We start from the raw sequence: 26,598 nt of genomic DNA, 5'->3' as shown, positions 1-26,598 counted from the left end.
CTCTCCTATTTGCAGTTGGTGCAGTTGCTGCAATCGCAGTTGCAATTGCAGTTACAGTTGCAGTTCGCGTAGCAGTTGGTGGCGCCGCAGTTGCAGTTCTTCCAGTCGCGGCGCTGCACGTCGAAGCCGACCTCGGTGCGCAGCAGGTAGTAGCTGCCGTAGATCTTCTGGTTGACCTGTGACAGCGGCTGGTTGGTGGTGCTGCTGCCGCCGGCGAAATCGTAGCCGGGATTGACGTAGCCGAGGCCGAGACCCCAGCTCCACCAGTTGGCGTTCGGCATGCTCCAGTGCGGATTGCCCTGGCAGTTGCCGTTCGGCACCGTGCCGGCGCAGTTGGCGACCTGCTGTTCGAGATACAGCGTCTCGCGCGTGCGATGCAGGATGGCGTCGCCGATATCCTGGCCGTCGGCGAGCCGGAAGCCGGTTTCCAGCGGCGTGGTGCCGGCGCTTTTCACGCTCGGCGCCACCAGCGGCCCGCTCATGCTGTCGCCGCCCTTCGCCACGAAGTGATCCGGCGGATCCTGCCAGGCGACATCGCCATCCTCATTGCTGGCCTTGACCAGCAGCTGGCCGGCGTCGCCGCCCGGCGGAATGCCCTCGCCGTCGATGCCGGGCGCGCCGGGAATGCCCTGGATGCCCTGCGGTCCGGCCGGACCGGGATTGCCCTGCGGGCCCTGCGGACCTTCGGGACCCGCCGGACCGGCGATGCCCTGGGCTCCCTGCGGCCCGGCGGCCCCGCGCGACGCGAGCAGGGTCCAGAGCGCCGGCGCATCGGCCGGTGCCGCGCCGGTGACCGGATCACCGGCGATGCAGACATATGCCGAGCCGTCCTGCTGCACGGCATCGTCGCGCTGATAGGTGGCGGCCGCATCCCAGGCGCCGCGCCAGTTCAGGCCGCGCGGTCCGGCTTCGCCGGGCAGGCCCTGTGGTCCCTGGATGCCGGGCGGGCCCTGCAGACCCTGCGGCCCCTGGGGACCCACGGGTCCCGCCTCGCCGCGGCCGAAATAGATGCCGGCCGACCAGTCGGCGGTGCCGCTGCCCAGCTTGAAGAAAAGCTGGCCGGCATCGGTGGCGAGGAAGGCGAAGCCGGCAGGCGCGTCGTCATGGGCGGCGCGCGCCGCCAGCAGGCCGATCGCATCCGGGGTGAAGGACTGCCCCGGCGGACCCTGCATGCCCTGGATGCCGGGCGGGCCCTGCAGACCCTGGGGTCCCTGCGGGCCCAGCGGACCGGCGGGACCGCGCTCGCCTTTCGGACCCGACGGACCGCTGCTGCCCTGCGCGCCCTGCGGACCGACAGGTCCCTGCGGACCGGCGACACCGGGTTCGCCCTGCGGACCGCGCGGACCGACCGGGCCGCCGGGCAGATCGCCCTCGCCGATCAGCGTCGGGTTGCCATCGGCATCGAAGGCCAGCACGCGGTTGGCGCGCGCGCCGGCGTCGAGCACCAGATCCGTGCCGGCGGGCATGTCGCTCTGCGGCGGCAGCTTGAGGCTGCGCGTTGCCTTCTCGTCGACCTGCTGCACCAGCCGCGTCAGGCGCTCGAATTCGGCATTCAGCGCCGAGGCGCGCAGCACCGCGCCCTCGCTGAACACCGCGCCGCTGCCCAGCGCCATGCGCCGGACGATGGTGACGCGCTGGCCGGGCGCCGGCGGATCGAGCGGGAAGCGGACGAACCCGCCGCCGGCGCCGCCGTCGACGAGATCGGCGGCGAAATCCGGCCGCGGCGCGTCGTCGATCCAGACGCGCAACTCGGCGGCGGAGGCGACGGGAAAGGCGAAGCCGAATTTCGTCTCGCTGCCGGTGGCAACCAGTTGCACGCGGGGAAGGATGGCGTTTGTCATGAGAGGCTCCCGGTCATGGCTTTTTGAACCAGCCGGCCTTGCGGCCGATGCCGATCAGGTCGGTGCCGAAATCGGCGACGGCCGCGGCGCGGCCGAAAGCGTTGCCCTGCGCGCCGCGCAGCAGGTTCATCTGGATGCCCGATTGCAGGCCCTGGATGCGGCGGTCGACCTCGGCATCGAAGCGGCGGCGTTCGGCATCGGCCTCCGCCAGCAGGTTGCCGAACACCGCCTCGCCCGAGCCGTCGGCCGACACGCCGCCGGCGGCGAAGGCGGCCCGCTGCGCCGCTGTCGCGCGCTGCAGCCGGTCGCGGCGGTCCTCCTCGGCCTCGGCGCGCTGGCGCTCCAGCGCTTCGATCTCGGCCTGCGCCTGACTGGCCTGCAGCGCCTGGGCGCGGCGCTGCACCTTGTCCTGCTGCACCGACTGCGCGATGCCGGATGCGGTGCCGAGCGCGCTCATGGCGGCGGCGAGCCACATCGGTTCGAATGCGGTCATCATTCGGCTCCTTTCACTTCGGTGATGGCGGAGAGCAGCGTGCAGGGCAGCGGCGCGTCCTGGCTGATGCGCCATAGCGGCCGGTCGATGCCGCGCACCCAGCCGAGTCCGCGCAGCTCGACATCGCCGCTGAACGGCGACGGCGGCGCATCCAGCGCATCGCCGCCGCGCGCGAAGGGATAGCTGCGCAGGCCCTGGCCGAGATCGACATGCAGCGCACGCGTCTCGTGCAGCCGCAGCACCGCGCGCACCAGCCGCACCGGCAGGCCCTGCGTGGTCGTGCCGCCGCCGGCGAGTTCGGGCGGCAACGGCGTGATCTCGTGGCCATAGGCGAGGCCGATCTCGACCTGCCGCGCCGGACGGCTGAGCGTGACGGCGCCGCCCTGCACGATCCGCGCGGCCTGCGGCAGGCCATCGGCGACGATGCGGACGCTGCGGCCCTCGAGATGATCGAGGCCGGCCCACTGCACCTGCGGCGTGTCGGATGCGGCGAAGACATGGGCATCGGTGAAGCGCTCCGGCGCGAACCGCTCGACGCGCAGCACCCCGTCCCGCTCCACCGCGACATGGATACGGTCTTCCACCACCGCGATGGCGCGGAACCGGCCGTCGGTCTCGAACAGGGTCCAGGCGGCGATCTGCTGCGCGCGGTAGACGGTGAGCGCGGCGATCCGGCCGTCACCCATGACGATCAGGAACAGCCGGTCCTGCGCGGCGTAGTCCTGGTCGACGGGATTCCGGAAGACATGACTGGAGAGCAGCGCCAGATCGGTCGCGGTATAGGCCTGGTCGATGTCGGTGTAGAGGAATTCGCGCAGTTCTTTTCCCGAGCGCGCGAGAAACAGCGTCGCGCCGTCGACATGGCGCGGCGGAATGGCGCGGTCGGCATGGGAGCCGATGCGGGTCTGGCGCTGGGCGCGCAGGCTGGTCGGCGTCAGCGGCTCGCCGGTGACCATCCATTCCGCGCCGGTGGTGAAGAGCTGCAGATGCCGGCCCGCAACGACGGCGCGGATCGCATCCACCTGGTCGCTGAGCAGCGCGAATTCGATCGCCTCGTCGTCGAGGCCCTTGCCGGCATCGAAATTGTCGATGTCGGAGGTCTTCGACAGCCAGACCCGGTTCGGCAGGTCGCGCGAGCCGGCGAAGACCAGCCGCTCCTGGTAGATCGTGGCGCAGGCCGGCCAGCCATGGACCGGCGAGAAGGCCGCCTCCTCCCAGTCCGACGTGGTGGCGGTATCGGTCAGCGTCTGCAGCACGGTGGCCGAGGCCGTGACGGGACTGGAAACGGCGTCGATGCGCACGGCCTTCTTCCTGATGCGCAGCTGCACGCCCTCATGCCGGGGCAGGAAGAAATCCTCGGAGGCGGTGAGCGCGATGGTGCCGCCGGTGGCCGAAGGCGTCAGCGTCACGGCATCGGCCGCGAACTTGAACATCGGCATGTGCTTCGCGCCGGTATCGCTGCCGCCTTCGGGTTTGTCGGGCGCGAAGGTGAAATCCGCGATCTGCCAGTCGGTATGGCTTCTGCGCGTGATGCGCTGCGGCGGCAGATCCGGATGGCAGAGGAACAGCGTGTCGGCGCTCTGCGTCCAGGTGAGATTCGGCAGCATGTCCGACGTCCAGGGCGCGGCGGCGGCAAAGACCTCCTCGTCGTCCCGCCAGACGCGCAGCTCGCCGGGACAGAAGCCGAGCAGGTAGGTCTGCGCCGTGTTGAAGGCGAAGGCAGCCAGCCTTAGCGCCGCGATGCCGGGCAGCAGGGCGACATGGCGCAGGCCGGGCCTGCGCGTCACGCCGCCGGCCGGCCGCAGCAGCACGTTGCGCAGGCGCGCGGCGCCGTTCACATAGCCCTGCAGGTCCGAGCGGCCCCAGAGATCGGGCGCGATCTCGCCGGCGGTGAAGTTGTTCTTGGCGATGGTGAGTTTCGGCATCAGGACCTCACATCCACCAGGGTGAAGTCCTCGATGCGGCTCGGCTCGTCCTGCTGGCTGTCGATCGCCTTGGCGCGGCGGAACTCGTCCTCCGCCAGCTTGTGCAGCAGCTGCGCGCGGCTGGTGCTCTCGGTCAGCGGCAGGCAGAAATCCGCCGCCAGCCGCGCGATCAGCGCAAGATCGAAGAAGGGCGGAAAGCCGCTTTCGTCGGGGCGGAAGATGTAGGTCAGCGTCAGCGCCTCGACATCGGCCTCCAGCCGGCGGCCGGCGATGCGGTAGCTCAGGCCGCGGCCCTTTTCAGGCAGGCCGGCCGACAGCGCGCGCAGGAAATCCGGCGGCAGCTGGAAGGCGCAGGCGTAATCGGCCGCCGGCGCCTGCGGCAGGCGCGGCAGCGCCGCCTGCAGGGTGGCAAAGCGCCAAGGATGCGACGACAGCAGCCCGTCGCGCAACGGCGGATAGAGATGGCGCGCGATCTCGGCCTCGACGGTGGCTTCGTCGAAGGCGGCGATCGGGCGGGCGCCCAGCGCGATCAGCGCGCGGCTGCAGAGTTCGGTGGCGGACAAGGCCATGGCTGGCTTCCTTTCCTGTCGCCCCGCTGGGGCGCCGCACCGCGACGAGAGGAGGATCGCGATGCGGCGCCCGCGGGCCGCGCGGCCCCGATCCGCCGCGCGATGACGCTGCGGCGGTGGAAGGCGCGAGGGTGGTGATTGTCCTCACCCCCCTCTCCACGGAGCGGAGAGGGTCAGGGCGAGGGTTGCGCTCAGTCGCTGTTGGCGGCGGCGGCCGGCGTCAGATCGGCGAGATCGACAGTGCCGTTCTGGTTCGCGGCGACGACGAAGATGCCGTGCTGCGGCGCGCCGCTGCCCTGGCCGGTATTGGCCAGGATGAAGTCGCCGACCCGCAGCATGTCGGCGGCGGCGTTGAAATAACCGCTGGTATCGACACTGGCGGCCGGATCGGGCGTCGCGTAATGCCACAGCGTGAAGCCGTTGGCGTAACCGAGCACCGAGAGGGTTTTCGAGCTGTAGGCCATCGTCGCCTCCTTACACTTCGCGGCAGCGCAGGGTGACCACGCCGGCCGGATCGATCAGCACGGCACCCTGGCTCATCATGTTGTTGATGAAATTCGCGGCACGGTCGCCGTGCCAGGTGATGTCGGACTTCACCTCCTGCCCCGAGGCATGACCGACGGCGGTCTTGTGGTACCAATGGCAGAGCCGCACGTCGTTCTGCAGGGTCAGGCCGCTATGGGCCATCCACAGCGTGCCGAGCCACTGCTTGGCCTGGGCGCCCTTCCACGGCAGGTCGTCGTCGCCGACATAATCGGCATCGGCGAATTCCGGGATCTCGAGCAGCTGCGACCACTGGCGCCAGCCGATCACGGCATAGCGCTGGCCGTCATCGGGCACGTCGGCCTCGCCGAGCGCCTCGAAGGCGGCGAGGATCTTCGCCTTGGTCAGGCCGTCGCTGTCGCCGCCGGCGAAATTGGCCGACTGGTCGAGCGAGCGGATGATCAGCTCGTCGGTCTTGCGGCCCAGCGCATAGGCGCCGGCATTGACGATCACCTCGCGCTCGTTGTGGCCGACCTTCAGCTCGTCCAGCGCGTCGAGCCATTCGCCGGCATAGTAATCCTGCAGCAGGCATTCGACGGCGCCGTGGTCGACATTCATCACCGGCACCTTGCCGTGCCGCGCCTTGGTCGACGCGGTGCCCCTGCCGACCTTCTGGAAGGTGGTCGACGAGCCTTTCACCGATGTCTTGGATCGCACGGTCGGACGCAGCTTGGCGCCGAGCCGCTGGTAGGCCTGGTGCACGTCGTGTTCGAACTGACGTACAAAGGACTGGTCGATACTGGGCGTCATGGGACGCTTCCTTTCATCGTCTCGGTTTCACGAACCGGAGCCGGGCTCCGGCGGTTCATGCGGCCTGCGGCGTTATCCGTTGCGACGGGCACCGTCGCCGCGCCCTGCCCGGCCCCGCGCAAGGGCGCGGCGGTTGTCGGATCGGAGCGGAGAGAAGAACGGGGCAGCCGGCCCGGCGATGCGACGCGCAGCTGTTCGCGGCGCTGTCGCGCGGGCCAGCCGACGCGATCAGCCCGGATACAGCCTCCTGAAGCCTTCTGTGACCTTGGCGAGGATTTCGGGGTCGCGTTTCTTCCAGTAACGGGGGTCGCGCATCAGCGCGACGAGCTGCTCCTCGCTCAGCATCTCGTCGGCCGCATTGCCGCCCTTCGGCAGCGCCGGATCGCCGCCCTGCATCATCTGCTCCAGCGCGACGATGCCTTCATAGGACGAGGCCAGCGCCTCGAAGACCGGCGCCGGCAGGTTGCGGCTGCCCCAGGCTTCCAGCGCGCGGGCCGTCTCGCGGAAGCGCTGCTCGCTGCCGTAGCGCTGCATCAGCCGCTCGCGTTCGCTGCGGTGGCGGAACTCGCCGGCCATGCGCTGCAGCTGCGGCGCGACATGGTCGCAGGCGAGATCGTAGACGAGCTGCGCCTGGGCGGGCGTGAAGCCGGCCTCATGCAGCCGCGCATTCACCTCGGGATCGGTCCAGAGCGCCGGATCCTTCAGCGTGATCGCGTAATCCTCCGGACGCTCCGGCACGCCGAGCGCCTGGCGGAAGCGGCGATGCGACTCGTCATCGGCATCCGCGCCGGGAATCGCCACCATGCCGGCCAGCTTGGCTTCCAGCGCGCGGTAGGATTTCAGCAGCAGGTCGGCGCGCAGCGCGCCGGTCTGCGGATCGCGGAATTTCTCCGGCACGTCGTCGAAGCCGTTGGCGGCATCCGCCGCGTCGCTCAGCAATGTCTGGGTCATGGCCATTCTTCCTTTCACGTAATGTTCCTTCAGTGGCTGGCGCCGAAGCGGCCGCGATCCACCAGCAGCGCGATCATCGCCACCAGATGCCGCTGGCCTTCGAGATGCCGCAGCTCGGCTTCGCTGGCATCGGGCACGGTGCGGCGCTCGATGGTGAGGCGGCGCAGATAGGCCAGCACGCGCTCGCCATCGGCACCGCGGAAGCAGCGCGCAAAGGCCGCTGCGATCGCGTCGTCGTCGCGGCTGCTCATGCGGCCTCTCCCATCTGCGCGGCGGCGGGACCGATCGCGCCCTGCAGCTGCTGCAGCATCTGCTGCACCGGATTGCCGGCGCCCTGCGGCATCGCCTCGCCCGGCTCGACGAGGAATTCGCCCGGCACGCCGAGGGTGCGGCCGAGCCAGCGCGCCACGGCGAGCACGTCCACCGCCTGCATCGCCTGCGGCCCGAGCGCCTGCACCTGGCCGAGCCAGGTCAGCGTGCCCTGCACGTCGCCCTGGGCCTGCAGGCGGGCAAGCGGCGACTGCTGCACCAGCACGACCTCGCGGCCATCCAGCGCGAAGCGAGGAATCTCGCCGCGGCGCTGCAGGATCGCGACGGCGCGGCGGATCAGCGGATCGAGCAGCTCGCTCTGCAGCCGCCCGAAGGTGGCGCCCAGCAGCCGCGCCATCTCGGCGGAGCGTTCCAGCACCTCCGTCGCGGTCATGCGCGGCGCATCGATCTGGCCCAGGGTGTCGCCCAGCAGCGCATGGCGGATGCGGGCGCGCAGGTCGTCCAGCACCAGCTGCGAAATGTCGAAGCGTCCCGGCGCGGCGAGCGGCGTCAGGCCCGAGGAGCCGACGGCTTTCGGGATGATCGCGCCGGGCACGAGTTTCACATTGGCGGGATTGAGCACGCCGTCATCGTCGGCCTGCCAGATGCCGGTGACGGCAATCGATGCGTTTTTGAGAACGAGCTCGACGACCTTGTTGGCGGTCTTGATGTCGGGCAGCGCCTTCATCACCGGCGAGCGGCCGTAAGCCTCGCCCGGCGCCTTCAGCCAGCGGAAGGCGATGAAGGGCGTCTGGTCGAACCGGCCGCGGGCAAGCACGGCGTCGGAATCCTGCACCGGCCCGTGTCCGGCTGCGCCGTCCTCGAGCAGGGCGATGTAGCTGTAGCCGCTGGCCGGTGCCGCCTCGGGCAGCACGCAGTCGAGCACCGCGATGCGCGTTGCGTCGTCATCGGACTGCGTCGCGCGCCGGCGGCGCTCGGCAAACCACGCGGCCTGCGTGACCGCGGGATAGCGCTGCGCCAGCTGCTCGAGCGTCAGGTCCTGGCGGCGGAAGACGGTATCGAGACGGCCGCCGGCGCCCTCTTCCAGCACCACCTCGCCCAGCGGCATCGCCGTGAAGCGCAGCGCGCTCGGCTCGCCCAATGGCGCTTCCTCGCAGGCGAGACAGGCGGTGCCGGCGACGACGAGGTCGAGGAAATTCTGGTGCAGCTCGACGGCGAGATTGGAACGCTCGAACTGCGCCTGCAGGATTTCGGCGGCGGCATCGAGTTCGGCCGCCACCGCGCCGCGCTGCGCCTCGGGCACGTCGCGACCCGGGCGGAAGCCGAACCAGCGCGACCAGGGCGGCGTCAGCTGCGCCAGCAGAGCGGCGGCAAGCTGGTCGGCCGCATCGCAGGCGGTGCCGTCGAACAGCTTCTCGCCGCCGCGCAGGCCGCCCGATGCGCCGCCGGTCGCGGCCATGGCGACGCCGTTGCGCCGCGCCGGCAGCGCATAGTCGTAGCAGTCGTGCCACAGCGCCTCCCAGCCGCTGCGCTGCGCCTTCGCCCGGGCAAACCGCCGGCGCAGGGCCGCCACCATGCCGGTCTCTCCCGTGTCGTACCGTCCCGCATCGGCCGGATGGATTGCAGTGCGCATCGCCGCCTCACTCGCCCAGCAGGCGCTTCGGCGCGGCGGCGGAAGTCCGCGCCTGCTCCAGTCCGCGCCAGGAGGTCGCGATGGTTTCCGACTGGCCGCGGCGGCGGCGCTCGCGCGCGGCCTGCGCCGCCAGCTCGGCCGCGTTGTCCTTCACCGGTTCGGGCGCCGGCGGGGGTGGCGGCGGAGGCGGGGGCGATGATCCGAAAATTCCACCCATGGTCTGGTCCCTTCTGCTGGCGGCCGGAAAGCCGGGCCGATCGCTGCTGACGGGACCAAAAATAGAACACCTGCGGTCAGTCGTCAAGGTTTATTTTCTTGAGACACAGAAAAAGTTCCCATGGTGTTCTGATCCGCCAAGAATGCAACCCGATCAGGCGCTTGACCGCCTCGACGCAGGAGGCCGGCAAGGGCGCGGCCAGCTTCCGGGGTGGCTCGAAGACCGGAACCGTCAGGGCGCATCGGCCGTTGCGACGCAGATGGGCAGCCAGGTCGACCTCGCGATTCCAATGCGGAAAATGGCGGATTTCCCACATATGAGACAGCGGCTCGAAGCCGATCCAGCCCTGATCGAGGCGCAGCCAGACGGCGCAGTGGCGGAATCCGGGCTTCAGACACCGGAGCTTGCGCAGCCGGGTTTCGTCGCCGAACACCACCACCGCGCGGTCCGGCGCGCCCTGCTCCGGCATCCTCACCGGAGCCGGCCTGCTACCCTGGCGCCGCAGCACGGGCGGCGGGAACCCGCATCCGGATGCAGGTGTTTCCATTTCATTCCCGTGGGGCTGGAGGAACATGGCGCGTACTCCTCGGCTGCGCGATCTTATATTCTTTTTATGTTCTCCATCAACAGGATTCAGGAGAGCATATTCCTGTAGCAAAAAGCGCGGAAATGTAAGACGTTCTTCCCATGCTGACACATCGGGCAATCTGGGCGGCAATCGACGGGCTGGCCGAACGATACGGCCTGACCGCCTCGGGGCTGGCCCGCAAGGCCGGTCTCGACCCCACCACCTTCAACCGCAGCAAGCGCATCTCGCGCGACGGCAAGCAGCGCTGGCCGTCGACGGAATCCGTCGCCAAGGTCATGGAAGCGACGGGCGCGACCGTCTCGGAATTCATGGCGCTGCTGGAAAATGCGACGCCGGGGCCGCGCAGCAGCCACAAGATCCCGCTGATCGGCCTGGCCCAGGCGGGCGCGGCGGGCTTCTTCGACGATGCCGGTTTTCCCACCGGCGAAGGCTGGGAGAAGCTGCCCTTCCCCGAACTGGACGATCCGGCCGCCTATGCGCTGGAGATCACCGGCGACAGCATGCTGCCGGTTTACCGCGACGGCGACACGGTGATCGTCTCGCCGGCCGCCAGCGTGCGCCGCGGCGACCGCGTCATCGCCAAGACGGTGGAAGGCGAAGTGATGTGCAAGATCCTGGCGCGCCGCACGCTGACCCGGATCGAGCTCAGCTCGTTCAACCCGGAGCATCCCGACCGCCATTTCGAGATCCACGAGGTGGCCTGGATCTCGCGCATCGTCTGGGCGTCGCAGTAGCGGATCGAAGTCGCCGTAAAGCGACGATCCTCAAAAGACCATCCTTGTCATGGCCGGGCTTGTCCCGGCCATCCACGCCTTTTCACCGAACTGTCGAGCGGAAAATTCTCTACCGCCCCGCGGCGCTTTATTGAAGCTGAGCCAACTCGTGGACTTCGATTGTAACCGATAGCGGGGTCGTTCGCGCGAAGAGCAATGATAAATTCTTTTTCTTTCTTCAACACCTCTGCATCAGATGCACTCTCGGATTCCCATAGAATCTCGCGACGTACCGTCATGTCCCGCCGATCCTCCCGGCTTGGAAAATCGGCTTCGATACTACGTTTGTCTGGGCTTCCGAAATATGTAATTGAGTCTGTCAAATCGCTGCCAACGTATATCTTTCCGTTCGGCCATGTGACTTTGTATACGATTTTCATCTTCGTCACGGAGTCGACAACGCCTCCCGCGTAGTGGTTAGTTTACCGCCTTACTAGCGTATCCCCTTGTAATCGTGCAGCGCCATTCCTCTAAGACGGCGGGACGAAACTATAGGTGGCCGAGATAAGCCCGGCCATGACATAAGACCTTATGACCACCGCCCTCGCCGCCGCCCTTGCCCGCCTGCCGGCCCTCGTCGCCGGCGGCGGTTTCGCGTGGTGGGCGGAGCAGGGCGGCGCCGAGAAGCTGCCGGCCGACGCGGCGGCGCGACGGGCACGGGCGGTGCCGCCGCTGCTGGTGCATGCGCGCGCCACCGCGGCACGGCTCGGCGTCGAACCCTTTCCCAGTCTCGACCTGCTCGATCTCTTCGCCTTCGTGCGGCCGGCCAAATTCTGCCTGCCGACGCCCCATGGCCTGCTTCAGCGCATCGGCTTCGATGCCGCCGACGACGAGGAAGCATCCCTCTATCTGCAGGAGGCCGCGCGCATCCTGCTCGGCGAACTGCCGCAGCAATCGCCGCGCGCGCTGAAACGCTGCGCCCGCCTTGCCCGGACATTGCAGAAGGCCGGCTGGCCCTGGGCGCCGTATATCCTGGCGGCGCTCGGCGAGGCGGCGGCGAGCGTGCCGGCCGGCGGCTTCGGCGGTTTCGACGTCTGGCAGGAACTGCCCGAATGGGTGGATTACGCGCCGCCACCGCCGCCGGACACGCAGAGCGTCTCGCCGATGGAGGCGCGCGAACGGCTGGCGCGGCTGCTCGGCCAGAATCAATTCGGGGCGGCGGAACGGCGCGAATCCCAGGCCGATTACGCCGCCACCAATGCGCAGGCCTTCGCGCCGCGGGCGCAGATCGGCATGCCCGAAGCCGTGCTGGCCGAAGCCGGCACCGGCATCGGCAAGACGCTGGGCTATATCGCGCCGGCCAGCGTCTGGGCCGAGAAGAACGGCGGCACCGTCTGGCTCTCGACCTTCACCAAGAACCTGCAGCGCCAGCTCGACCGCGAACTCGACCGCCTGTTTCCCGACGCGGCGGAAAAGAATGCCAAGGTGGTGATCCGCAAGGGCCGCGAGAACTATCTCTGCCTGCTCAATCTGGAAGACGCGACGCAGGGCGGCGCGGCGCGGCCGCAGGACATGGTGCCGCTGGCGCTGATCGCGCGCTGGGCGCTGGCGACCCGCGACGGCGATCTGGCCGGCGGCGACTTCCCCGCCTGGGCGGTCGATCTCCATGGCCGCAACCGCACGCTGGGCCTGACCGACCAGCGCGGCGAGTGCATCCATGCCGGCTGTCCGCATTACCGCAAATGCTTCATCGAGCGCAGCCTGCGCAGGTCGCGCAAGGCCGAGATGGTGATCGCCAACCATGCGCTGGTGATGATCCAGGCCGCGATGGGCGATGACGATTCCCAGAAGCCGCTGCGCTACGTCTTCGACGAGGGCCATCATCTCTTCGAGGCCGCCGACAGCGCCTTCGCCGCGCATCTCACCGGACAGGAAGGCGTCGACCTGCGGCGCTGGCTGCGCGGTCCGGAAGGCGGACGGCGCAGCCGCGCGCGCGGACTGGCCAACCGCATCGGCGATCTCGTCACCGACAGCGACACCGCGCGCAACGCGCTGGAAACGATGCTGGAAGCCGCCCGCGCGCTGCCTTCCGACGGCTGGCTGGCACGGCTGGCGGACGGCAATCCGGCCGGCGCCGGCGAAGCCTTTCTCGCGAAGGTCAGGCAGCAGGTGCTGGCGCGCGCGCCGCATCCCGACAGTCCCTACGGCATCGAATGCCCGACGAAGGAGCCGGTCGCCGGCCTGATCGAGGCGGCGCAGGGCTTCGCGCGCGGCATCGAACGCATGCTGGAGCCGATGAACCGGCTGGTGAAGGCGCTCTCCGACATGCTGGCCGACGAAACGGCGGAACTGGAGACGGCGACGCGCAGCCGCATCGAAGGCGCCCTGCGCAGCCTGCTGCGGCGCAAGCTCACGCTGGACGCCTGGCGCAGCATGCTGCTCGATCTCGAGACCGAGACGCCGCCGACCTTCGTCGACTGGTTCGCGCTGGAACGCAGTGACGGCCGCGATCTCGACCTCGGCCTCTACCGGCATTACCTTGATCCGATGCAGCCTTTCGCGGCCGCGGTGCTGAAGCCCGCCCATGGCGTGGCGATCACGTCGGCCACCCTGCGCGATCTCGCGCCGGCGAAAGCCGATGCCGCGCCCGATGCGGCATGGGCATCGGCCGAGATCCGCACCGGCGTGCGCCATCTGCCGCTGCCGGCGCGCCGCGCCGCCTTTCCCTCGCCCTTCGATTACGGCGCGCGCACCCGCGTGCTGGTAGTCACCGACGTGCGCCGCGATGCGATGGACCAGGTGGCGGCTGCCTATCGCGAGCTCTTCCTCGCCGCCGGCGGCGGCGCGCTCGGATTGTTCACCGCGATCTTCCGCCTGCGCGCGGTGCAGAAGCGGATCCTGAAACCGCTCGCCGAAGCCGGGCTGCCGCTTTATGCCCAGCATGTCGATCCGATCGACAATGCGACGCTGGTCGACATCTTCCGCGCCGAGGAACAGGCCTGCCTGCTCGGCACCGACGCCATGCGCGACGGCGTCGACGTGCCCGGCGCCAGCCTGCGCCTGGTGGTGTTCGACCGCGTGCCCTGGCCGCGGCCCGACCTGCTGCACAAGGCGCGCCGCGCCGCCTTCGGCGGCCAGGCCTATGACGACCTGCTCACCAGGCTGAAACTGAAACAGGCCTATGGCCGCCTGCTGCGCCGCGCCGACGATTACGGCGTCTTCGTCGTGCTGGACGCGCAGCTGCCGTCGCGGCTGCTCTCGGCCTTTCCGTCGGAAGTCGACGTGCGCCGCGTCGGCATCGCCGAGGCAGTGGCAGAGACGCGCAGCTTTCTCAATGCGATGCGGGCGGATTCGGACACGCAGCAGAGCGCGTGAGAGCGACATTCAATCGCGTCGGAATGGCAAAAGTGTGACCGTCGCAACGATACTTCTTGTCACATGACGGGCCACTTGCGGCCCTGCCGGGAAGCCCGCATGATTGGCGGCAGCAGCAGCATCCAGACATCAGACAGCAAACGGACCATGTCCACCATCACGCCACAGAACGCCCTCATCTACGCCATGGTGATCGCCGCCGTCGCCGACGGCCGGCTGAAGGATTCGGAAGTCGCCGCGATGGAAGTCGCCGTGCGGCACCTGCCGATCTTCCAGGATTACGGCCAGGACGCGATGAAGGTGGCGGTCGGCGACTGCGTCTCGCTGCTCGACGAGGAAGACGGCATCGACGCGGCGCTCGGCCTGGTGAAGGAAGCCCTGCCGGAAGACTGGTGCGAGACGGCCTATGCGCTGGCCTGCGACATGGTGGCGGTGGACGGGCATGCGCGCCAGGAGGAACTGCGCTGGCTGGAAATGCTGCGGCATGAACTCGGCGTCGAGCGCCTGCATGCTGCCGCCATCGAACGCGGCAGCCGCGCCCGCTACAAGCGCGCGCTGGTGGCGGTCTCGGCGGAGTAGGCGATTGAAGAGAGTGGATGGCATACGCGACGGGTGCGACACCGGACGACCTGCTGCTGCGACGCATCACCGATGCGCTCTCGGCAGTACCCGGCATCCATGCCATCGTGCTCGGCGGCAGCCGCGCCCGTGATCTGGCGACGCCGGACTCCGATTTCGACATCGGACTCTATTACGACAGCCATCATCCCTTCGATCACGCCGCCCTGCAGCGGGCGGTCACGCTGCTCGACGACGAGGCGGACGTCACCACCATCGGCGGCTGGGGCCCCTGGATCGACGGCGGCGGCTGGCTGAACGTCGGCGGCCAGCGCGTCGACCTGCTCTATCGCGACCTGCACCGGGTGCGGCATGTCATCGACGACTGCTCCACCGGCCTCGTCACGGCGCATTACCAGCCCGGCCATCCCCACTGCTTCTCCTCGGCGATCTATCTCGGCGAGGTGGCCTGCGGCCGCGCGCTGTGGGATCCGACCCACGCCTTCGCGGCGCTCAAGCGCCTCACCCTGCAGTATCCCGAAGCCCTGCGTGACGCGCTGGTGCGCACCCATCTCTGGGAGGCGGAATTCGCCCTGCACAATGGCGAAACGAATCTGGCGCGCGCCGACATGCATTACACGATGGGCTGCGCCTTCCGCTGCATCGCCTGCCTCTGCCAGGTGATCTTCGCGCTCAACGGCGAGCATCTGCTGAACGAGAAGCATGCCGTGAGCCATGCCGGACGGCTGGCGCTGACGCCGCGGCGGCTCAATGACTGCGTGAACACGATCTACGGCGAGATCGGCTCCGGCCGCCTGCAGGACGGGCTGGAACGCCTGCGCCATCTGGTGGTCGAGACCTCGGCGCTGACCCGCGACGGCAATACCTGACGCTGCCCCGTCGGGGGCCGCCGGCGTACGGCGCCCCCCATACACCGGTATGCAACATACATTTGTATGTTAGCTTCCGGGCATGCGATGGCTGATTCTCCTTGTCCTTTTAAGTGTTTGTATTTCCGTGCCGCTGGCGGCGCAGACCGCCAGCGTCGTGGACGGCGACACGCTGCGGATCGACGGCACGACCTACCGTCTGCACGGGGTGGATGCGCCGGAAAAGGCCCAGGTCTGCCGCCGCGGCGGCGTCGACTGGCTCTGCGGCCAGGAGGCCGCCGCCTGGCTGCGCCGGCTGGTCGCCGACCGGCCGGTCCGCTGCCGGGAGAAGGACCGCGACCGCTACGGCCGCATCGTCGCGGTCTGCTGGGCCGGCGGGCTGGAGCTGAACCGCGAGATCGTCCGGGCCGGGCTGGCCTGGGCTTACCGGCGCTACGGCCGCGACTACGAGGATGCCGAGCAGGAGGCGCGGCGCGGGCGGCGCGGCCTCTGGGCGGCCGAGGAGGCCCAGCCGGCCTGGGAATGGCGGGCGCAGAAGCGCCGCAACGGCGCGGCAATCCGGGGTTGACAGGCCTTTTGCCACGGCTATAGTGCGCCACCTTGAATTCAGGTGGTGCCGGATGGCTGGCACTGCCGTTTTTCTATGGAATTTCAATATGTTCGCAGTAATCAAGACCGGTGGCAAGCAGTATAAGGTGGCAGCGGGCGACGTGCTCGAGGTCGAACTGTTGGCCGGCGAGGCGGGCGACAAGATCGAATTCGACCAGGTGCTGGCCGTCGGCGCCGGCAAGGACCTGAAGGTCGGCCAGGCGGTCGGTGCCGCCAAGGTCAAGGCCGAGGTGATCGGCCGCACCCGCGGCCCGAAGCTGATCGTCTTCAAGAAGCGCCGCCGGCAGAATTCGCGCCGCAAGAACGGCCACCGCCAGAGCTACACGGCGGTGAAGATCCTCGAAATCGCCGCCTGAGCGCGCGTTAAGAGTTAAGGAGAGTATCCCATGGCACACAAGAAAGCTGGCGGCTCCTCGCGCAACGGTCGCGACTCCGAGTCCAAACGCCTCGGCGTCAAGAAGTACGGCTCCGAAGCCGTGCTCGCCGGCAACATCTTGGTCCGCCAGCGCGGCACCAAGATGCATCCGGGCAAGAATGTCGGCCTCGGCAAGGACCACACCCTGTTCGCGCTGGTCGCCGGCAAGGTGAAGTTCCACGAGGGCAAGAAGGGCCGGACCTACGTGTCGGTGCTCCCGCCGGAGGCGTGATCGCACGCGCCTTTCCCGAGAGCGAATAACGAGATCAAGGGGAATGGCGCCGCCATTCCCCTTTTTCGTTTCTCTGACGCAGCAGCCGCATCATGAAGTTTCTCGATCAGGCAAAAGTCTATGTCTCCAGCGGCCAGGGCGGTCCCGGCGCGGTGAGCTTTCGCCGTGAGAAGTTCATCGAGTTCGGCGGACCCGATGGCGGCAACGGCGGCAAGGGCGGCGACGTCTGGGTGGAATGTGTCGACGGCCTCAACACGCTGATCGACTACCGCTACCAGCAGCATTTCCGCGCCCAGCGCGGCGGCCACGGCGCCGGCCGCCAGCGGTCCGGCGCCAATGCGCCCGACGTGGTGCTGAAGGTGCCCAAGGGCACGCAGGTTTTCGCCGAGGACAACGAGACGCTGCTGGCCGACCTGACCGAAGTGGGCCAGCGCGTGCTGCTGTGCAAGGGCGGCGACGGCGGCTTCGGCAACGAGCATTACAAATCCTCCACCAACCGCGCGCCGCGCCGCGCCGATCCCGGCTGGCCCGGCGAGGAGAAGTGGATCTGGCTGCGGCTGAAGCTGATCGCCGATGCCGGCCTGGTCGGCCTGCCCAATGCGGGGAAGTCGACCTTCCTGTCGCGCGTCTCCCGCGCCAAGCCGAAGATCGCCGATTATCCCTTCACGACGCTGAAGCCGCAGCTCGGCGTGGTGCAGTCGAACGACCGCGAATTCGTGCTGGCCGACCTGCCCGGCCTGATCGAGGGCGCCGCCGAAGGCGCCGGCCTCGGCCATCGCTTTCTCGGCCATGTCGAGCGCTGCGCCGTGATCCTGCACCTGATCGACGGCACCGCCGAGGATCCCGTCGCCGCCTGGAAGCTGATCCGCAAGGAGCTGAAGGCCTATGGCGCGGATCTCGACAAGAAGCCCGAGATCATCGGCCTGAACAAGATCGACGCCATCCCCGCCGACGAGCTGAAGGCGAAGATGACGAAGCTGAAGCGCGCGGCGAAGCGCCCGGTCTTCGCGCTGTCGGGCGTGTCGGGCGAAGGCGTCAGCGCCGTGGTCGACGCGCTCTACGACGTGATCGCCAGGACCCGCGCCGAGGAAAAGGGCGAGGTGGTCGATGACTGACGCCCTCGACAAAGCGAAACGCGTCGTCATCAAGGTCGGCTCGGCCCTGCTGGTCGACGGCGCCAAGGGCGAGATCCGCGGCGAATGGCTGGACGCGCTGGTGGACGACATCGCCGCCCTGCGCGCCGAGGGCAAGGACGTGCTGGTGGTCTCGTCGGGCGCGATCGCGCTGGGCCGTCGCGTGCTCGGCCTGACGACGAAGCATCTCGAACTGGAGCAGAGCCAGGCCTCGGCCGCCGCCGGCCAGATCCTGCTGTCTTCCGCCTGGGCCGATGCGCTGGCCCGCCACGGCATCAGGACGGCGCAGATCCTGCTCACGCTCGGCGACACGGAATCGCGCCGCTCCTATCTCAATGCGCGCGAGACGGTGAACACGCTGCTCAAGCTCGGCATCGTGCCGGTGGTCAACGAGAACGACACGGTAGCGACGACGGAGATCCGCTTCGGCGACAACGATCGCCTCGCCGCCCGCGTGGCGCAGATGATCTCGGCCGACTGCCTGCTGCTGCTCTCCGATATCGACGGCCTCTACTCGGCCGATCCCGGCGTCGATCCCGATGCCACCTTCTTCCCCGTGGTCGAGGCGATCACGCCCGAGATCGAGGCCATGGCCGGCATATCGCGCTCGGGCTTCGGCCGCGGCGGCATGATCACCAAGCTCATGGCGGCGAAGATCGCCGTCGGCGCCGGCTGCGCCATGGCGATCGCCAGCGGCAAGATCATGCATCCGGTGCGCGCGATCCGCGAAGGCCGCCGCTGCACCTGGTTCCTCGCCAGGGAAACGCCGGCCGCAGCGCGCAAGCAGTGGATCGCCGGCCATCTCGCGCCGCTCGGCACGCTGGTGGTGGATGCCGGCGCGGCCCGGGCCCTGCGCGCCGGCCGCTCGCTGCTGCCGGCCGGCGTGGTGGAGGTCGAGGGCCGCTTCCAGCGCGGCGATCCGGTGCGCGTCGTCAACGGCGAGGGCCGCGAAATCGCCGTCGGCCTTTCGGCCTATGCCGACGAGGATGCGCGCCGCATCAAGGGCCACAAATCCGGCGACATCGCCGACATTCTCGGTTACCGTGGACGTGACGAAATGATCCACCGCGACGATCTGGTGCTGCGATGAACGCGCATCTCGCAATTGGCGACATGACGGCCGCGATGGCCGCGATCGGCCGCGCCGCAAAGACCGCGGCGGCGGCGCTCGCCACCGCGACGACGGACCGGAAGAACGCCGCGCTGCTCGCTGCGGCAAAAGCGCTCAGGCAGCGCGAGGCCGAGATCATGGCGGCCAACGAGAAGGACATGGCGGCCGGCCGCGAGAAGGGCCTGACGCCCGCAATGCTCGATCGCCTGATGCTGGATTCCAGGCGCATCGCCGCGATGGCGCAGGGGCTGGAGGAGATCGCCGCCCTGCCCGATCCGGTCGGCGGCGTGATCGCCGAATGGACGCGGCCGAACGGGCTGAAGATCAGCCGCGTGCGCACGCCGCTCGGCGTGATCGGCGTGATCTACGAAAGCCGCCCCAACGTGACGGCCGATGCCGGCGCGCTCTGCCTCAAGGCGGGCAATGCCTGCGTGCTGCGCGGCGGTTCGGAAAGCCATCATTCCAGCCGCGCGATCCATGCCGCGCTGGTGCAGGGCCTGAAGGAGGCCGGCCTGCCGGAGACCGCGATCCAGCTGGCGCCCACCACCGACCGCGCCTTTGTCGGCGCGATGCTGGCGGCGGCCGAATGGCTGGACGTGATCGTGCCCCGCGGCGGCAAGTCGCTGGTCGCCCGCGTGCAGGCGGAAAGCCGCGTGCCGGTCTTCGCCCATCTCGAGGGCAACTGCCATGTCTATGTCGAGGCCAGCGCCGATGCGGAGATGGCCGAGCGCGTGGTGCTGAACGCCAAGCTGCGCCGCACGGGCGTCTGCGGCGCGGCTGAGACCCTGCTGGTGGAACGCGCCGCCGTGAACACCCACCTGCCCCGCCTGGTGAAGGCGCTGCTGGATGCCGGCTGCGAGGTGCGCGGCGATCCGGAGGTGCAGAAGGTCGATGCGCGCGTGAAGCCGGCCTCGGAGGAAGACTGGGGGACGGAATATCTCGACGCCATCATCGCCGCGAAGGTCGTGGCGGATGTCGGCGAGGCGATCCGGCACATCTCGACCTACGGCTCGCATCATACCGAGGCGATCCTCACCGAGGATGCCGGCCATGCCGCGCGCTTCATGAACGAGCTCGACAGCGCCATCCTGTTGCACAACGCCTCGACGCAGTTCGCCGATGGCGGCGAGTTCGGCATGGGCGCCGAGATCGGCATCGCCACCGGCAAGATGCATGCCCGCGGCCCGGTCGGCGTCGAGCAGCTGACGACCTTCAAATATCTCGTCCGCGGCAACGGCCAGACCCGGCCCTGATCGGACGGCGGACGCGCGAACCACCCATGATCCCTGCCTTCGGTTCGCGCCTGTCACTGCGTATTGGCCTGCTCGGCGGCAGCTTCAATCCGGCCCATGCGGCGCATCGCGAGATCAGCCTGACCGCGCTGCACCGGCTGAAGCTCGATTGCGTCTGGTGGCTGGTCAGCCCGCAGAATCCGCTCAAGGACACCGACGGCATGGCGCCGCTGGCGCAGCGCCTGCGCGGCGCCGAGGCCGTGGCCAGCCATCCGCGCATCCGGGTCACCGCGGTGGAATCGCGGCTGGGCACGCGCTACACGGCCGACACGCTGCAGCAGTTGCGGCGGCATTATCCCAACATGCGCTTCGTCTGGCTGATGGGCGCCGACAACCTGAACCAGATCCGTCACTGGGAGAGCTGGCAGCAGATCGCGCGCAGCATGCCGATCTGCGTGCTCGACCGCCCCGGCCACAATCTCACCGCGCCGCAGAGCCTCGCCGGCCGCTGGCTGGCGCAGTATCGCAGAAAGCCGAGCGAGGCCGCCGCGCTGGCCGATGCGAAGCCGCCGGCCTTCCTGCTGCTGAAATCGAAACTCAATCCCTTGAGCGCGACGGCGATCCGTCAGGGCCGCAAGACGCGCTGATCAGACCAGCAGCTTCAGCGCCAGCGTCGCGACGCCGATCAGGCTTTCGCCGGCGACCAGACCGGCCGCGAGGCCGAAGGCATGGCGCTGCGACCAGCCGGGCATCATGCGCGCGAGTATCGCCGCCAGCGCCGCGCCGAGAAACAGCGACAGGCCGTTCCAGGCCGGAATGACGAAGGCGAGACCGATCGCCGGCGCGCTGGGCAGACGCCGCGCGATCCGCGGCGGCAGCAGGCGTTCCAGCAGGGCCAGCGCGATACCGCAGCCGGCGGCCACAGCCATTGCCGGCAATGCGCCCGGCGGCAGGGAAGCCAGGCCCTGCGTCATCACCTCGGCCACCGCCTTCCAGGTGGCGACGGCCGGCGCCGGCCAGTCGGCGGTCATCAGCATGGCCGCCGGATCGGGGATCAGCGTGAGATAGACCGCCACGCCGACCAGACTGCCGATGGCGACGCCGAGGATCTGCGCGATCACCTGGAAGCGCAGCCGCGCGCCGATCATCAGGCCGGTCTTGAGATCCTGCATCAGGTCGGCGCATTGCCCGGCCGCGCCGCCGGTGATGTTGGCGGTCATCAGATTGGCGGTGAGATTACCCGGCGAGACCAGGCCATAGGCGAATTGCGTGATCTGGCCCATGGCGCCGATCGGCGTGATGCCGGTCTCGCCGGTCACCCGCGCCGCGACGATGGCGAGCACGTAACTGAGCAGCACGGCCAGCACGGCCTGCCACAGCGCGATGTCGAACAGCAGCATCGCGGCGAGGATCACCAGCAGCGATGCCAGGGCGAGCGCGATCATCTGCCGCGGCGCGGAGACGCGGCTGGCGCGGATTGCCGTCCGGCGCCGCAGGCCGGCGAGCGCCAGCGCGAAGGAGGTGAGCGAGGAAAACACCATCAGCGTCGCGCCGGGCCAGAGCAGCCAGGTCACCAGCGGCTCGAACCAGGCCTCGTTCCTAGCGCCGGCTTCCACCCAGCCCTGCGCCAGGACATGGGTCGCCAGCCAGCCCCAGGCGATCACCGTGCCGAGCAGGATCGAGAGACCCGCACGCAGTCCGATGATGGCGCCAAAGCCGAACAGCAGCAGCGAGGGATCGAAGGCGAAGCCGAGATTGGCGAAGGAGTAGCCGCCGAGTTTGAGCGGCGGCGCCAGCCGCGGCAGGGCGACGAGCAGATCGTTGACCAGCTTCAGCGCGCCCGAGACGCCGGCCGCGGCCAGCAGCACGCGCAGCCGGGCGGACGCCTCGCCGCCATGATCGTGGATGCGCGTCATCGTCTCGGCAGTGGCGATGCCGGCGGGAAAGGCGAGCTGCTCGCGCAGCAGCAACTGCTGGCGCAGACCGACTGCCACCACGACGCCGAGCGCGCTGACCGCGAAGACCCAGACGATCAGCCACTGCCAGGCGAGCGTCTGGCCGGTCAGCATGGTGAGCGCGGGGATCGGCGCCACAAGTCCGCCGGAGATGATCGAGGCGGCGGACGACGCGATCATCTGGTTGATGTTGTTTTCCAGCAGGCCGAATTCCCGCGCCGGCAGCAGCCGCCAGAGCCCGTAGCCGAGCAGGCCGGCGGCGATCGCCATGTTGAAGGCCCAGCCGATCTTCAGCCCCGCATAGACGTTGCACGGCGTGAGCACCGTGCCGATGACGAGCCCGGTCAGGATGGCGCGGATGGTCAGTTCCGGCAGGCGGGAGGGCTGGTCCGGAGAGGCCATGGGCAGCATCTAGACCGGAGACCGGTCAGAGCAACCGTTCAGATGCCGCGCAGGAAAAGCTTGTTGATGCCGGTGAGCAGCCGATGCAGCGGCGCGTAGGCCGCAAGGAAGTCGTCCCAGCCAAGGCCCAGCGCCTGCGCGATCTGGCTCAGACTGCGACGGCCGTCCATCAGCGCGGCGATCTCGGGGGCGCGCGGCGGCGCGGCAAAGACGAAGCGTTCGGTATGGAAAGTGACGACGAGTTCGCCGCGTTTGGCGAATGTGTCGGCCAGCGCGCGCGGCGGCACGCCGTTCAGCCAAGGCACCAGATCGGGCGCGGGCTGCGCCACGGCAACCTGCTGCCGGTCAGGCGCCACGACGTAGACGACGTGAGTCTTCATCGCGCCGCTCAGGCGTTCGGCCAGAGCCGCCTGCTCCAGCGGCGCGAGCGCCGATGCACGGCGGCGCAGCTCCGGGTCCTTCAGATAGGTGAGCGGATCGTAGCGGCAGGATTCGATCCAGGCGGAGATGGCCAGTCCGGCGCCGTTCACCAGCTCATGCAGCTCGGGCACCGTGTAGGCGCGGTCCTGGCTGTGCAGCAGCAGGTCGTACAGGCCGGCATCGCCGGTGGTGTGGTCGCCGACGAAGGGATTGCGTTTGAACTCGTTGCCATCGGGCAGTTCGGCCAGCAGGGCCTTCGCCACGGCGATGCGCTCGCTCGGGGCTTCGGTCGCCGGCGTGAGCTGCCGCAGGGCATCCTGCAGCGGATAGACGCCCGCGCGGCCGTAGCGACCATAGACCATCAGCCCCATGCCGCCACCGGGCGCGAGCACCGCTTTCAGCGCCGCGAGCCCGGCCGCCGGATCGGGCAGGTGATGCAGCACGCCGCAGCAGTCGATGTAGTCGTAGGAACCCGGCGCGAGCGAGGCGACATCGAGCAGCGAGCCGGTGACGAAGCGGGTATTGGTCAGCCCACGCATCCTGGCGCGCGCCTCGGCCACTTCGCGCGCCGCGGCCGAGAGATCGAGATAGACGACCTCGTGTCTGCTGCCGCTGGCGGCGAGATACTGCGCCAGCTGGATCAGGTTGTCGCCGGTGCCGCCGCCGGCCACCAGCACCCGCATGGGTCTGGAGAAATCGCGCCGTCCGGCGAAGACGTAATGGTTCAGCTCCGGCAGGAAGCTGGGCGAGCCGGTGATCAGCCGGCGCTTTTCGTCCGCCGGATCACGCGCCGGATAGGGCAGCGCTTCATACTGGGCCTTGACGGAGTCGGTCATCATTCACCACGAAAACAGGATGTCCGGGCCTGACCCGGGCATCCCGTTTCATTCTGGTCACGCGACCCTGATGACGACCTTGCCGGTGGTCTTGCGCGACAGCAGGGCCTGCATCGCCTGCGGCACTTCGGAGAGCGGGAAGGTCGTCGAGACATGCGGCTTCAGCCGGCCCTGCTCGTAGAGCGCCAGCAATGCGGCGAAATTGGCGCGGTTCTTCTCCGGCTCGCGGGCGGCGAAGGCGCCCCAGAAGACGCCGACGATGCTGCAGCCCTTGATCAGCGCCAGATTGGCCGGCGCCTCGGGAATGCGGCCCGAGGCGAAGCCGATCACCAGCAGGCGGCCGTCCCAGTTGATGCAGCGCAGGCTCTGGTCGAAGGCATCGCCGCCGACCGCGTCGTAGATCACGTCGGCGCCGTTGCCACCGGTGAGTTCCTTGACCCGGTCCTTGATGCTTTCCTTCGAGTAATTGATGACATGGGCCGCGCCGTATTCCTTCACGATGGCGGCCTTCTCGTCCGAGCCCACCGTGCCGATCACCGTGGCGCCGAGCTCGCGGCCGAGTTCGACCGCATTGAGGCCGACGCCGCCCGCCGCGCCATGCACCAGCAGCACCTCGCCTTTCTTCATGCGGCCGCGATCGACCAGCGCGTGATAGGTGGTGCCGTAGGTGATCGGGAAGCCGGCTGCGACCTCGAAGGGCATGCTGTCGGGAATTTTGAAGACATTGGCGGCGGGGCAGTTCACCATCTCGCCGAAGGCGCCGTGGCCGGTGGTGGCCATCACGCGGTCGCCGACCTTGACGTCGCTGACCTTCTCGCCGACTTCGGCGATCTCGCCGGCACATTCCATGCCGGGCGCGAAGGGGAAGGCCGGCTTGAACTGGTACTTGCCGGCGATCATCAGGGTGTCGGGGAAATTCAGGCCGGCGGCATGCACCTTGATGCGCACGTCGCGCGGGCCGAGTGCCGGCAGCGGCAGGTCTTCCAGGCTGAGGCTCTCGGGTCCGCCCCAGGCCTTGCACACCATCGCCTTCACCGCTGTCGCGCCCATCGGAGCTCTCCCTTTTTCCCTTGTCGTGCAGATACAGAAATGGCGCCGTCGCGGAAGACGGCGCCACATTCGTCGTCAGCTCACTTCGGAGACATGACCATGGTCATCTGGCGCCCTTCCATCTTGGGCGTCTGCTCCACCTTGGCCTTTTCGCCGAGATCCTCGCGGACCCGCTCGAGCAGTTTCATGCCGAGTTCCTGGTGCGCCATCTCGCGGCCGCGGAAGCGCAGGGTGACTTTCACCTTGTCGCCCTCTTCCAGGAAGCGCTGCATCGCCTTCATCTTCACGTCATAGTCATGCGTGTCGATCATCGGGCGCAGCTTGATTTCCTTGATCTCGATGACCTTCTGCTTCTTGCGCGCCTCGGCCGCCTTCTTCTGGGCCTCGTACTTGTACTTGCCGTAGTCGAGGATCTTGGCGACGGGGGGCTGCGCGGTGGGCGAGATCTCGCAGAGATCGAGGCCGGCTTCCTCAGCCAGGCGCAACGCTTCGCGAATGGGAACAATGCCGCGGTTCTCTCCGGCGGCGTCGATCAGACGGACTGAGGGGACGTCGATCTCGTGGTTGACCCGCGGGCCATCGTTTTTCGGCTGCGGCGGGGCATTGAAGGGTGGACGGGCTATGACGCGCTCCTTATCGTGGTTTCAGCGAAATCAGTGAGTTAGGCCAGCTGCTCGCGGGATCAACCCTGGGGCATGCGGGCTTCGGCGGTCAATCTAGCAATCGCGTCGGCCAAAGCAACGGTTTCCTGCTTCTCTTCGCCGAGCCGCCGCAGGGTCAGGGTGCGCTGCTCGGCCTCCTTCTTGCCGACCACGGCGATGACCGGGACCTTGGCCAGGCTGAGCTCGCGGATCTTGTAGTTGATCTTTTCGTTGCGCAGGTCGGTATCGACCCGCAGGCCGGCCGCCTCCATCTGGGCCGCGACCTCTTCCGCATAGGTGTCGCAGTCCGACACGATCGGCGCCACCACGACCTGGACCGGGCTGAGCCAGAGCGGCAGTTTCCCGGCATATTGCTCGAGCAGGATGCCGATGAAGCGCTCGAAGCTGCCCAGGATCGCCCGGTGCAGCATGACCGGCCGGTGGCGCTGGCCGTCGGGGCCGACATAGGAGGCATCGAGCCGCTCGGGCAGCACGAAGTCGACCTGCAGGGTGCCGCACTGCCAGTCGCGGCCGATCGTGTCGCGCAGCACGAATTCCAGCTTCGGGCCGTAGAAGGCGCCCTCGCCGGGATTGAGCGTGTAGTCCAGGCCGGAGGCCTCGCAGGCCGCCTTAAGGGCATTCTCGGCGCGGTCCCAGGTCTGGTCGCTGCCGGCGCGGACGGCCGGACGGTCGGAGAATTTCACCCGGACGTCGTCGAAGCCGAGGTCGCGGTAGATCGAGCGCAGCAGGTCGCAGAAGATCTTCGACTCCGAGATGATCTGCTCCTCGGTGCAGAAGATATGCGCATCGTCCTGGGTGAAGTTGCGCACCCGCATGATGCCGTGCAGCGCACCGCCCGGCTCGAAGCGGTGGCAGGAGCCGAACTCGGCCATGCGCAGCGGCAGGTCGCGGTAGCTCTTGAGCCCCTGGTTGAAGATCTGCACATGGCAGGGGCAGTTCATCGGCTTCAGCGCGAAGATGCGCTCGCCGGGATTGGCGGCATAGTCGCGGATGCCTTCCTCGTTCTCCGCGATATACATGCTCTCGCGGAACTTCTCCCAGTGGCCGGAGGCCTCCCAGAGCTTGCGGTCGACCAGCTGCGGGGTCTTCACTTCCTGGTAGCGCGCCTTCTCCAGCCGCTGGCGCATGTAGCGCTCCAGCGTCCGGTACAGCGTCCAGCCCTTGGGATGCCAGAAGACCATGCCGGCGGCTTCTTCCTGCTGGTGGAACAGGCCCATTTCGCGG

General features: G+C 68.6%; 27 protein-coding genes. 11 read left to right on the top strand and 16 right to left on the bottom strand.

Features of this window, described 5'->3' with window-relative positions; genetic code table 11:
• Positions 1-5 precede the first annotated feature (5 nt).
• From VKZ87_RS01045 to VKZ87_RS00995, 11 genes are all read right to left on the bottom strand, one after another.
• Complete coding sequence (locus VKZ87_RS01045; protein ID WP_324219376.1) at positions 6-1,841, bottom strand: hypothetical protein; 1,836 nt, start codon at positions 1,839-1,841, stop codon at positions 6-8.
• 13 nt (positions 1,842-1,854) lie between these two features.
• Positions 1,855-2,334, bottom strand: coding sequence for a hypothetical protein (locus tag VKZ87_RS01040; RefSeq protein WP_324219375.1), 480 nt, complete (start codon positions 2,332-2,334; stop codon positions 1,855-1,857).
• Positions 2,334-4,259: a hypothetical protein gene (locus VKZ87_RS01035; protein ID WP_324219374.1), complete on the bottom strand. Its 1,926-nt coding sequence runs from the start codon at positions 4,257-4,259 to the stop codon at positions 2,334-2,336. The genes VKZ87_RS01040 and VKZ87_RS01035 overlap by 1 nt, the downstream gene beginning before the upstream one ends.
• Positions 4,259-4,828, bottom strand: a complete 570-nt coding sequence (locus VKZ87_RS01030) for a hypothetical protein (RefSeq protein WP_324219373.1) — start codon at positions 4,826-4,828, stop codon at positions 4,259-4,261. The genes VKZ87_RS01035 and VKZ87_RS01030 overlap by 1 nt, the downstream gene beginning before the upstream one ends.
• Before the next feature lie 191 nt (positions 4,829-5,019).
• Complete coding sequence (locus VKZ87_RS01025; RefSeq protein ID WP_324219372.1) at positions 5,020-5,292, bottom strand: hypothetical protein; 273 nt, start codon at positions 5,290-5,292, stop codon at positions 5,020-5,022.
• A gap of 10 nt (positions 5,293-5,302) precedes the next feature.
• Positions 5,303-6,121 (bottom strand): phage capsid protein, encoded by an 819-nt coding sequence (locus VKZ87_RS01020; protein ID WP_324219371.1) that lies wholly within the window; start codon positions 6,119-6,121, stop codon positions 5,303-5,305.
• 228 nt (positions 6,122-6,349) lie between these two features.
• Positions 6,350-7,072: a capsid assembly protein gene (locus VKZ87_RS01015; protein ID WP_324219370.1), complete on the bottom strand. Its 723-nt coding sequence runs from the start codon at positions 7,070-7,072 to the stop codon at positions 6,350-6,352.
• Positions 7,073-7,101: 29 nt separating this feature from the next.
• Complete coding sequence (locus VKZ87_RS01010; RefSeq protein WP_324219369.1) at positions 7,102-7,323, bottom strand: hypothetical protein; 222 nt, start codon at positions 7,321-7,323, stop codon at positions 7,102-7,104.
• Positions 7,320-8,975, bottom strand: coding sequence for a portal protein (locus tag VKZ87_RS01005; protein ID WP_414655610.1), 1,656 nt, complete (start codon positions 8,973-8,975; stop codon positions 7,320-7,322). Before VKZ87_RS01005 ends, VKZ87_RS01010 begins: the two co-directional genes overlap by 4 nt.
• A 7-nt stretch (positions 8,976-8,982) precedes the next feature.
• The gene (locus VKZ87_RS01000) at positions 8,983-9,129 is read right to left on the bottom strand and encodes a hypothetical protein (RefSeq protein WP_324219368.1); all 147 of its coding nucleotides are present in this window, start codon (positions 9,127-9,129) and stop codon (positions 8,983-8,985) included.
• A 139-nt stretch (positions 9,130-9,268) separates the two neighbouring features.
• A complete protein-coding gene (locus VKZ87_RS00995) occupies positions 9,269-9,766 on the bottom strand; it encodes a hypothetical protein (RefSeq protein WP_324219367.1) in 498 nt (165 codons plus the stop codon).
• A 113-nt stretch (positions 9,767-9,879) separates the two neighbouring features.
• Here VKZ87_RS00995 and VKZ87_RS00990 point away from each other — a divergent pair, with 113 nt between their 5' ends.
• The 11 genes from VKZ87_RS00990 to VKZ87_RS00940 all read left to right on the top strand — a co-directional run bounded on the left by VKZ87_RS00990 (position 9,880) and on the right by VKZ87_RS00940 (position 20,696).
• Entirely contained in the window at positions 9,880-10,515 is a 636-nt protein-coding gene (locus VKZ87_RS00990; protein ID WP_324219366.1) for a helix-turn-helix transcriptional regulator, read from the top strand.
• Between the two features lie 570 nt (positions 10,516-11,085).
• Positions 11,086-13,869, top strand: coding sequence for an ATP-dependent DNA helicase (locus tag VKZ87_RS00985; protein WP_324219365.1), 2,784 nt, complete (start codon positions 11,086-11,088; stop codon positions 13,867-13,869).
• Positions 13,870-14,016: 147 nt separating this feature from the next.
• On the top strand, positions 14,017-14,448 hold the full coding sequence (locus tag VKZ87_RS00980) for a tellurite resistance TerB family protein (RefSeq protein ID WP_324219364.1): 432 nt from the start codon (positions 14,017-14,019) through the stop codon (positions 14,446-14,448).
• A 17-nt stretch (positions 14,449-14,465) separates the two neighbouring features.
• Positions 14,466-15,317 (top strand): nucleotidyltransferase domain-containing protein, encoded by an 852-nt coding sequence (locus VKZ87_RS00975; protein WP_324219363.1) that lies wholly within the window; start codon positions 14,466-14,468, stop codon positions 15,315-15,317.
• Positions 15,318-15,399: 82 nt separating this feature from the next.
• A complete protein-coding gene (locus VKZ87_RS00970; RefSeq protein ID WP_324219362.1) occupies positions 15,400-15,885 on the top strand; it encodes a thermonuclease family protein in 486 nt (161 codons plus the stop codon).
• Between the two features lie 88 nt (positions 15,886-15,973).
• The gene (gene rplU, locus VKZ87_RS00965) at positions 15,974-16,282 is read left to right on the top strand and encodes a 50S ribosomal protein L21 (protein ID WP_324219361.1); all 309 of its coding nucleotides are present in this window, start codon (positions 15,974-15,976) and stop codon (positions 16,280-16,282) included.
• A 30-nt stretch (positions 16,283-16,312) separates the two neighbouring features.
• Positions 16,313-16,573, top strand: a complete 261-nt coding sequence (gene rpmA / locus VKZ87_RS00960; RefSeq protein WP_324219360.1) for a 50S ribosomal protein L27 — start codon at positions 16,313-16,315, stop codon at positions 16,571-16,573.
• Positions 16,574-16,665: 92 nt separating this feature from the next.
• A complete protein-coding gene (gene obgE / locus VKZ87_RS00955; RefSeq protein ID WP_324219359.1) occupies positions 16,666-17,688 on the top strand; it encodes a GTPase ObgE in 1,023 nt (340 codons plus the stop codon).
• Positions 17,681-18,796, top strand: coding sequence for a glutamate 5-kinase (proB, locus tag VKZ87_RS00950; RefSeq protein ID WP_324219358.1), 1,116 nt, complete (start codon positions 17,681-17,683; stop codon positions 18,794-18,796). Before obgE ends, proB begins: the two co-directional genes overlap by 8 nt.
• Positions 18,793-20,070, top strand: a complete 1,278-nt coding sequence (locus VKZ87_RS00945; protein ID WP_324219357.1) for a glutamate-5-semialdehyde dehydrogenase — start codon at positions 18,793-18,795, stop codon at positions 20,068-20,070. The genes proB and VKZ87_RS00945 overlap by 4 nt, the downstream gene beginning before the upstream one ends.
• Before the next feature lie 26 nt (positions 20,071-20,096).
• On the top strand, positions 20,097-20,696 hold the full coding sequence (locus VKZ87_RS00940; RefSeq protein ID WP_324219356.1) for a nicotinate-nucleotide adenylyltransferase: 600 nt from the start codon (positions 20,097-20,099) through the stop codon (positions 20,694-20,696).
• Here VKZ87_RS00940 and VKZ87_RS00935 read toward each other — a convergent pair whose 3' ends face one another.
• From VKZ87_RS00935 to thrS, 5 genes are all read right to left on the bottom strand, one after another.
• Positions 20,697-22,406, bottom strand: coding sequence for an OPT family oligopeptide transporter (locus VKZ87_RS00935; RefSeq protein ID WP_324219355.1), 1,710 nt, complete (start codon positions 22,404-22,406; stop codon positions 20,697-20,699).
• Positions 22,407-22,444: 38 nt separating this feature from the next.
• Positions 22,445-23,662, bottom strand: coding sequence for a class I SAM-dependent methyltransferase (locus VKZ87_RS00930; RefSeq protein ID WP_324219354.1), 1,218 nt, complete (start codon positions 23,660-23,662; stop codon positions 22,445-22,447).
• Positions 23,663-23,719: 57 nt separating this feature from the next.
• Positions 23,720-24,697 carry an NADPH:quinone oxidoreductase family protein gene (locus tag VKZ87_RS00925; RefSeq protein ID WP_349254788.1) on the bottom strand — a complete coding sequence of 326 codons (978 nt, stop codon included), beginning with the start codon at positions 24,695-24,697 and terminating at the stop codon, positions 23,720-23,722.
• Between the two features lie 95 nt (positions 24,698-24,792).
• A complete protein-coding gene (gene infC, locus VKZ87_RS00920; protein WP_324219387.1) occupies positions 24,793-25,335 on the bottom strand; it encodes a translation initiation factor IF-3 in 543 nt (180 codons plus the stop codon).
• Between the two features lie 59 nt (positions 25,336-25,394).
• On the bottom strand, positions 25,395-26,598 hold a 1,204-nt coding region (gene thrS / locus VKZ87_RS00915; protein ID WP_324219352.1), incomplete at its 5' end, for a threonine--tRNA ligase.

The sequence above is a fragment of the Ferrovibrio sp. genome, from assembly GCF_035304305.1.
In the GTDB taxonomy this organism is placed as follows: Bacteria; Pseudomonadota; Alphaproteobacteria; order Ferrovibrionales; family Ferrovibrionaceae; genus Ferrovibrio.
The sequence above is the reverse complement of the archived record's forward strand: the minus strand, read 5'-3'. Positions and strand labels throughout refer to the sequence as shown.